This is a genomic window from Streptomyces alkaliphilus (assembly GCF_014141535.1).
In the GTDB taxonomy this organism is placed as follows: Bacteria; Actinomycetota; Actinomycetes; order Streptomycetales; family Streptomycetaceae; genus Streptomyces; species Streptomyces alkaliphilus.
Window position 1 is genome coordinate 1 of record NZ_VKHT01001655.1, and the last position, 556, is coordinate 556.

Annotated in this window: 1 protein-coding gene; it reads left to right on the top strand. The window is 78.1% G+C overall.

The features are described 5' to 3' along the window. Positions 1-39: 39 nt before the first annotated feature. Positions 40-556, top strand: a 517-nt coding sequence (locus FNQ90_RS26175; RefSeq protein WP_182608560.1) for an MBL fold metallo-hydrolase, incomplete at its 3' end; no start/stop codon positions are given.

Here is a 556-nt window from a genome sequence, read left to right on the forward strand (position 1 = left end):
GGCCCGGGGCGCCCGGGCCCGGCGGGTACGGTCGGCGGCATGGCGATCACCGACCCGACCGACACCCCCGGCGGTACCCCGGCCGCGAGCGGGGTCGGGCCCGCGCCCCGACCGGAGTCCGCCGGGGAGGAGTGGGAGCACGCCCGGGGCGATGGTCGGGGCCGGGCCAAGGAGCACGGCTGGGAGGGTGTCGTGCCGGGCGTGCTGCGCCGTCGCCTGCCCGGCTGGGACGCCACGGTGGGCCTGGTCCTCGGCCCGACGGAGGCGACGCTCGTGGACACCGGCTCGACCCCGGCGGAGGGCGAGGCGTTGCGCCGCTCGGCGGAACGCCTCGCGGGCGTACCCGTACGGCACGTCCTGATCACCCATCCGCACTTCGATCACCTGTTGGGCCTCGGCGGCCTCCCGGACACCGTGCCCCTGGCGGCGGCCGGCACCCGGGCCATGCTCTCCGACGACCTCCCGGAGGAGATCGTGGCGGACGCCGTCCGACACGGTCTGGACCACGCCTCCGCCCGGGCCGGTGGCGAGGCGCTGACCGCGGGAGGGTGGGAAT